At 56.1% G+C, this 6,710-nt stretch carries 8 protein-coding genes; all 8 read left to right on the top strand.

Features of this window, described 5'->3' with window-relative positions:
- The first annotated feature begins 15 nt into the window (after window positions 1-15).
- The 8 genes from FFS09_RS24365 (at window position 16) to FFS09_RS24400 (ending at window position 6,690) form a co-directional block, all read left to right on the top strand.
- A complete protein-coding gene (locus FFS09_RS24365) occupies window positions 16-360 on the top strand; it encodes a hypothetical protein (RefSeq protein ID WP_137921528.1) in 345 nt (114 codons plus the stop codon).
- Between the two features lie 288 nt (window positions 361-648).
- Window positions 649-1,398: a hypothetical protein gene (locus tag FFS09_RS24370; protein ID WP_137921529.1), complete on the top strand. Its 750-nt coding sequence runs from the start codon at window positions 649-651 to the stop codon at window positions 1,396-1,398.
- A gap of 732 nt (window positions 1,399-2,130) precedes the next feature.
- The gene (locus tag FFS09_RS24375; RefSeq protein WP_137921530.1) at window positions 2,131-2,757 is read left to right on the top strand and encodes a hypothetical protein; all 627 of its coding nucleotides are present in this window, start codon (window positions 2,131-2,133) and stop codon (window positions 2,755-2,757) included.
- A gap of 49 nt (window positions 2,758-2,806) precedes the next feature.
- The gene (locus FFS09_RS24380; protein WP_171020164.1) at window positions 2,807-3,598 is read left to right on the top strand and encodes a trypsin-like serine peptidase; all 792 of its coding nucleotides are present in this window, start codon (window positions 2,807-2,809) and stop codon (window positions 3,596-3,598) included.
- A gap of 35 nt (window positions 3,599-3,633) precedes the next feature.
- Complete coding sequence (locus FFS09_RS24385; RefSeq protein WP_137921532.1) at window positions 3,634-4,674, top strand: hypothetical protein; 1,041 nt, start codon at window positions 3,634-3,636, stop codon at window positions 4,672-4,674.
- A gap of 306 nt (window positions 4,675-4,980) precedes the next feature.
- Window positions 4,981-5,592, top strand: coding sequence for a recombinase family protein (locus tag FFS09_RS24390; RefSeq protein ID WP_137921533.1), 612 nt, complete (start codon window positions 4,981-4,983; stop codon window positions 5,590-5,592).
- Window positions 5,593-6,196: 604 nt separating this feature from the next.
- A complete protein-coding gene (locus tag FFS09_RS24395) occupies window positions 6,197-6,502 on the top strand; it encodes a hypothetical protein (protein ID WP_137921534.1) in 306 nt (101 codons plus the stop codon).
- Window positions 6,499-6,690, top strand: coding sequence for a hypothetical protein (locus FFS09_RS24400; protein WP_137921535.1), 192 nt, complete (start codon window positions 6,499-6,501; stop codon window positions 6,688-6,690). Before FFS09_RS24395 ends, FFS09_RS24400 begins: the two co-directional genes overlap by 4 nt.
- The last annotated feature ends 20 nt before the right edge of the window (window positions 6,691-6,710 follow it).

Genomic DNA, 6,710 nt, shown 5'->3' on the forward strand with positions numbered 1-6,710 from the left:
ACTGAAGGACACTCCATGCAAACCAAAGAGGAACTTGAGGCGGAATCTCTCAAGAAGCTGAGGGAAAGAATTGCACAGCGTCCGTCGCGAAAGGGCAATGGTTCAAACGTCCTCACAGCGTTTGTCGTGTTGGGATTGCTCGCACTCTTCCTGTACTACAACGCCCAGAATAGTCCGCCGTCTGACCCCACTGACATGACACCCCGAACTCCCCAAGCTCGTGAAGAGGCCAAAAAATGGGAGACCGTCAAGAAGGTCCAACAAGAGTGGAGGGCTGAGGAAGCAAAAGTCGAGGAAGAACGTGCGAGGAGGCTTCAGATGCAGCGCAACGCTGAAGCTGCAGGTGCGGCTGCAAACTGATGTGCGCCAAAGAAAATGCCCGTGAAAAAAATGACACAAAGAAAAAAAGCCATCACTAGGCATCACCCAGACCTCCATAGGTGGTTGATTCGTAAAGAGAGTTTCGCGTGGATGGGTTAACGAATTCCACACCCACTACCACAGGTGGGGCCTGTCACTCGCGACGTACCGGAGCACTGCCTCGTTGCCGTTACTGCCAGTGCTACTGGTAGCCTGGGGTGGGTGGGTGATCCGTTTTGATGGACGAAGATCGCTCCCTATACTCAAGAGCAACAACTGTACTAACTCATGCCGAATCAGCTCGCAGTGCAACGCAATCTTCTAAGGCAGGTAACACTTTCTTTGCTGCTTGCTGTAGCCGTTCCCATCGCCTTCGCCCAATCATTTGGTGCCTCCATTTCCTACAAGATTGGCTCCGAAACCATAATCGTCCCGACACCGGCAGGCTTTTCGGAAACCTCTAGGAGAGCACCTGAAGTGTGGGAGCGGGCGCGCACATTCAGCACTGCCTCAACCCGCTTGGTCGGTCACTACGCTTCGGAAGCCGACTTGAAGGCATTCAAGGGAGGCGGAGAGGTGCAGCTTAGCCCGTACATGTATTTGCAGACGCCCTCCCGGGCGGAGAATTTGGTTGCCACGCAGGCACAGTTTGACAAGCTGCGTGCGGGCGTAGTTGGAATGCAGCGCGATCTCTCCGCGAAGCTGGGGCCAAGACTGTCCGCAGAAATAGCAAGGGCGGCGAAGGAGTTTGGTGATCTGCAAAATGAGCAGATCAACTTGACTGTCGGCGAAATTGTTCCATTGTCTGTGGACAGGAATGATGCTCGGGCTCTCATCTACACCACGCTGATGAACGTTGCACCAACTTCAAACGGTTCTTCCGCTGGCACGAACATCCTTACTTCTGGCGCGATGATCTTGGTCAGGGGAAAGATAGTGATGCTCTCGGTCAATAGGATCATGAAGACCCCGCAGGACATCAAGATAGTTCGACGCTTTACCAGCGACTGGGTGTCTGCAATCACGACTGCAAACTGAACCTGTCCTCACCACTCTCTATTTGATTTTGCAAGGACTGCCCCCGGGAGCCCCGCGCTGTGTCTATTCCTTGTCTTGTGGGGGAGTCCCCTGCTTGTTGGCAACGAGGATGAAGTGTGAGACGGCAGGCATTTGATGGAGCGCAATGATGGCATCGTAGCTGACCATTGCCGTCATTGGTATGCGTTGGCCTGCCGGCACCGAACGCTGTTCGAGCCGCACTCAGATGGAGCCTTGCGCGGTGGTGATGCATTTCACAGACGGCGCAATTCTTGGTCGGCATACTCAGCAGATACAACTCGGAGGCCCCGCATGATCAGATCGATATTCCTCACTTTGGCTTGCTGTGCACCGTTGCTGAGCTATCCGCAAACGAATTGCTCTCCTGACGGCTTTGGTGGGTACCGTTGCTCGGCACCTTCCGGAATGACAACAATCACGCCAGATGGCTTTGGCGGATCTCGCATTTCCGGACCGAACGGGAATTCGACGGTCTCGCCCGATGGCTTTGGTGGGTCTCGAATCTCAGGGCCAAACGGGATTTCGACGGTCACTCCTGATGGCTTTGGTGGATCGAGAATTTCCGGGCCGAACGGCATGACCACGGTGACCCCGGACGGATTTGGTGGATCTAGGATTTCAGGGCCAAGTGGTATGTCACGCTGCTCTCCGGACGGCTTCGGTGGCACTCGTTGCTATTGATGTGCGTTGAAAACCTTCATAGGAGGCGATATGGATGGAGTACGTGAGTTGTTGCAGCGTGCTGCCGAAAGCGGGGAGTTGGTTACCATCGTCTACAACGGTGGGAGCAAGCCGGGGCACCCAAGGCCCGTCCTTCCCTTGTCTATTCAGGGGGGAGTGCTCTCGGCCAGGGAGCCAAAAACTCGGGTAGCCAAGTCTTTCAAGCTCCAGAAGATCGCCTCGGTAACCATTGGCGAGACGCTGACTGCAAGCAACGCAAGCGCGATCCCTATTACAACTCCCGCGGTTCCCGTGCTCGGAACCTTGATGGACTACGCCGCACTTTTCGGCCCCGACTTCCGAGCGGCGGGCTGGAACATCATCGAGGGAGAGAACATGCTCGCTGTGGGCACGTACCTCAAGAATGGGGCCCCCAAGAAGACACCCAGCGTCTCGTTGGAGTTCGTTGACCGCAGCATTGAAGAAGTCTTCGATTGGGAAACCGGCGAAATTGGAACTCAAAAGAGGGAGTTAACAGGGCGAGAACGCCCGTGGCGTGTGGACAGCTGGATGCAGCCACAAGCAAAGTCCTTCTCAGAGCTTCCCAAAGCCATGGAAATGTTTGTCCAGGAAGTGAAGTCGAGCAACCCCCAGACGGCCAAGACCACGCGGCGCTGACACGCTGGTACAAACCTATGTTGTCCTTCTTCAACCAATGCACGAAATCATGATCAGTCAAGGAGTGGTCTCGGCACTTCATCATTCTGTTTGCGCGCTCGGTGTTCGCCTTGTGGATCAATTCCAGCATGAAAAAGAGCCCACAGCCGCCCATTTTGAAATTATCGGCACCGGCTTCGCGGTGAGCGATTGTTTGGTATTGACCAATCGACATGTCCTTGAGGCGATGCGAGCGTACGCCGATACGAATGGCTATACCCGTGAAGACTTTTATGCTCAGTTCGTCACACCAAAAGCGGATGGCTGGTCACTCCATTTTTGCCGCATTGGTGCTGTTGGCGTCTGCTCGTATCAGGATGAAGATATAGGCCTAGTTCACATGGCGGGACTGCCAACCCTGGGACATCGTGCTGTCTCGTTTAGGAGCCCTGCCACGTTGCATCCGGGCTGCGAGCTTGCGTTGCTCGGATACGCAGATGGCGTAAAGCTGCAGCAATCCAATCACGGCGCGGTGTTTCAAGAGGATTTGTATCGCTTCGGACCCATCCTCCAGCAAGGATACTTATCCGCAATTGCTCCCATGCACGGATGCGGTCAAGCCACACGTCTGCTGCTCGACATACGGACCACAGGTGGTTTAAGTGGCTCACCTGTGTTCTTGCCGAATACCGGCGAAGTGGTCGGCGTTCATTTTGCGAGCAACAAAACCACGACAGCGTTCGCCGTTCCCCTTGATGAAGGAAGGGTGCGGACATATGTGGAAAACTTTCAACTTGAGGTAGCGAAGTGGATCGAATCCGGTCACCCCGCCGATAGTGATACTTCCCACGTTACAAATTAAAGCTCGCACCTCGCGGTGCATAACAAGGAGCGGCTGTGGACGAGACTTTGACTGGCGAGTTCTCGCAGGAGGGGCAGCTTCTTGTCCATTTTCATCTCGATGATGGATCTCATCAAATGGATGCGCTCGTGCTCCATGCGTGCGAGGGTTACGTTCTCAGTCTTCTTCGGGAGGTCGGGAAGCAGCTTGAGGTCGAGTTTCGCATTGAAGCGCGGGCACATCCCGAGGGTGGTGTTGAGGTCTGGCTGACCACTGTTGGCAAACATGCCGCGGCGTTGACGGTGGTCATGGCGGTTGTCGCAGGCGTTTTCACGGCTGGAAAATGGGTTATCTACGACAGACCACTCACAAATCAGCATCGCGAACAAAATGAATTGACGCTCAAGAAGATGCGTCTCGAACTTAAAAGGCTGGAGGCGGAGGCCGCCGCCGATGCCGAGAAAGCGCCCGCCACCAACGCGACGAAGCCCCTCAACCTTGAACCGCCGCCAAGCGTCGAGGACGTTTTACCTTCGCTTGAGGACAAAAGACGGGTGGTTCGGTATCGCTCGAACTTCTATCAAGCTTTGATGCGAGACCAACGCGTAAATGCAGTGGGCTTCGCGCCTGAGCACCGTCCCTCTGCGAAGAGGGAGCAGGTCGTTCATCGCGCTGATTTCGGTGCATACGTTCTCGGCAACTACGATCTCGCCCCCCAACGGTTCCTGAAGGTTGAAGTCGAAGTGGTAGCCCCTGTGCTTACACGGAAGGCATTGAAATGGCGCGGCGTCTTTGAGAAGCACGGCATCAGCTTTGAGATCGCCGACCAAGCATTTCTTGACCGAGTAACCAACAAGCGAGTGACCTTCCAAAACGGAACTACGCTGGTTTGTGATCTGGTGGTTCACTGGCGCGAAAATGAAACTGGTGATCTAGAGCCCTACGCGTATGTGGTCGAGAAGATTCACAAGCACTACACCAAGGCTGTAAAGCGCCGAGGAAATGGCTCCTCTGATAGCGAACTCGGCCTCAGCCCATTTCCGGAATTCGATGGCGACGAACAGATGACGTTGCCATTGCCGCGTCATCAATATTGACATCGAACGCCCCGAACATGTTTTGCCGCAAAAATTTGGGACGGTCATCGACCAAGATCTCGCGGCGAATCCCCCCCGTGCCCCCTCGGGTTCGCCACTCGCCCTCCAGCCGTGAATCTTTTCAACGCGGTGTCCAAGGAAGTCGGCTATAGCCCTGAGTTCGCCAAGACTTTTTCTTGAAGGCTCATAAGTTGTAAGTTTTGAGCCATAGTCGCCGCGCACCGCTTGGGTGGATCACATGTCCTGTTGACGGCAGTTTTGATCTGGATCAAAATACATCAGGACAAATGATCCATCAAGGAATCCATGAACACCGTTTACTACCTCCGCGTCAGCACCAAGGACCAGACCATCGCCTCCCAGCGCACCGCCTTGGGAATCACCGATGACACCCCTCAGGACACCGTGTTCATGGATGAGGGGGTGAGCGGGGCGGTGGACGCCCTGGACCGCCCTGGGTTCGCCGCGTGCGCCCGTTACTGTCGTAAGGGGGACATCCTCAGGGTCACCGCGCTGGACCGCTTGGGGCGCAATGCCATCGACGTACAACGCACCTTCGCGGCCCTGGTTTCTAAGGGCGTGGTGGTGGACGTGATGGGCATGGGCGTGATCGCGGGTGAAGTTGGGTCGCTGCTGGTGACCATCCTCTCCGGTGTCGCCCAGATGGAACGTGCACGCATCGCCCAGCGAACCGAGGCAGGGCGCGAGACTGCTCGGCATCTTCTCGCTCAGGGCAAGCGCACGCAGAACGGCAAGGCCAGCTTGGGTCGACCTGTGGGGCGTGTGGCGGGGGGCGTTCAGGTGACACCGCAGGAGGTGGCTGAGTGGCGTAGGAAGAACGACGCAACCATCCAAGCCACCGCCGACCACTGGAAACTGTCTACGGCGACAGTGAAGCGCTACAGCCGCGACGGATAGCCAGGCGCGACCCACGAAAATCGGCGCTGCGACGCTGTAACGGCACAGGGTTCCCTGTCGCTACGGCGGCAGTCTTCGCACAGCGTCGTTGCCCAAATCGGCAAGTAGGCCTGCCTTCGTTGTGACAACTTTTGGCGCCAGGTGGATCGCGACCGCGTGCGAATGACGCATCGAATCCCCTCTCAAGAGCCCATTTTTGGCGGGCGCTTTAAACGACCTATGCGGCGTTTCGAGCACGAGCACATAGGGTGGCAACAAAACCCCGCAAAAAGCGGTTTACGGGCGTTCTACGATTTCCGGCCACATTAGGAAGAGCAGCCTGGTCCAAAGTGATTCTGGGGAGTCTCCGCGTCCGATTTTCACCTTCTGATTTTCGGCCCAAAAAAGCACCCTAAACAGGCGATTTCCGCCGCGCTTCACAGCGGATTTTTCACCTCCCACTGGCCGATTCAGCGCCAATTTTTCAGCACGACATCCGATCCAAGGACTGACATGACCTAGACCCGCACATTCCCGCACCGCACCCATCAGGCCCCGCTTTGTTGTCCACACCGGACGCAGGCGGGGTTTTCTTTTTTCTGCATCTCACTCAAAGGTGAAAACCATGTTCCAAAAAACCAAATCCTCCAACCACGCCGAAGACAACTTGTACAAAGAGCTGTGGCAGCACGCGAGTCGTCAAGTCATTGATCTCGATCACAAGGCATCAGATGCACTTGAAATTATGCTGAGGATGTACCTGCACCCGGACGCCTTCGCACTGCTCAAGCGATTCCATTGCGAATTTGATCAGCAATGTGGCTGCATCGGGCTCACCTTCCAGGATGCTCTCAATGAGCTGGGCGGGTCCGCCGGAATCGCCGGCCTCCAACGTACCTTGCGCCGCGCCAAAAAAGAAGAGGCCGCATGAGCAACCTCGCAAGCCCCGCGTATGCCGCCCCGCCAGTGATCCGCAGCTACGCCTTGAGCGTGAATGCCTTCGACCACCTCAAGGCGATGCAGCGGGAATACGAGCGCCGGGAAGGTGTCCGCATGACCAACAGCGCAGCCCTGGAGCGAATCCTGAAAGACCACGAGCGGGCCACGTTCGGGCACTGAAGGTTCCCACCCCCACCCCT

The organism is Hydrogenophaga sp. 2FB (assembly GCF_005503365.1).
Taxonomy (GTDB): Bacteria; Pseudomonadota; Gammaproteobacteria; order Burkholderiales; family Burkholderiaceae_C; genus Hydrogenophaga.

Coding starts and splice junctions, on each gene's coding strand:
- FFS09_RS24380 (WP_171020164.1), top strand. CDS start 2,807: ATGATCAGTCAAGGAGTGGTCTCGGCACTTCATCATTCTGTTTGCGCG.
- FFS09_RS24375 (WP_137921530.1), top strand. CDS start 2,131: ATGGATGGAGTACGTGAGTTGTTGCAGCGTGCTGCCGAAAGCGGGGAG.
- FFS09_RS24395 (WP_137921534.1), top strand. CDS start 6,197: ATGTTCCAAAAAACCAAATCCTCCAACCACGCCGAAGACAACTTGTAC.
- FFS09_RS24365 (WP_137921528.1), top strand. CDS start 16: ATGCAAACCAAAGAGGAACTTGAGGCGGAATCTCTCAAGAAGCTGAGG.
- FFS09_RS24370 (WP_137921529.1), top strand. CDS start 649: ATGCCGAATCAGCTCGCAGTGCAACGCAATCTTCTAAGGCAGGTAACA.
- FFS09_RS24400 (WP_137921535.1), top strand. CDS start 6,499: ATGAGCAACCTCGCAAGCCCCGCGTATGCCGCCCCGCCAGTGATCCGC.
- FFS09_RS24390 (WP_137921533.1), top strand. CDS start 4,981: ATGAACACCGTTTACTACCTCCGCGTCAGCACCAAGGACCAGACCATC.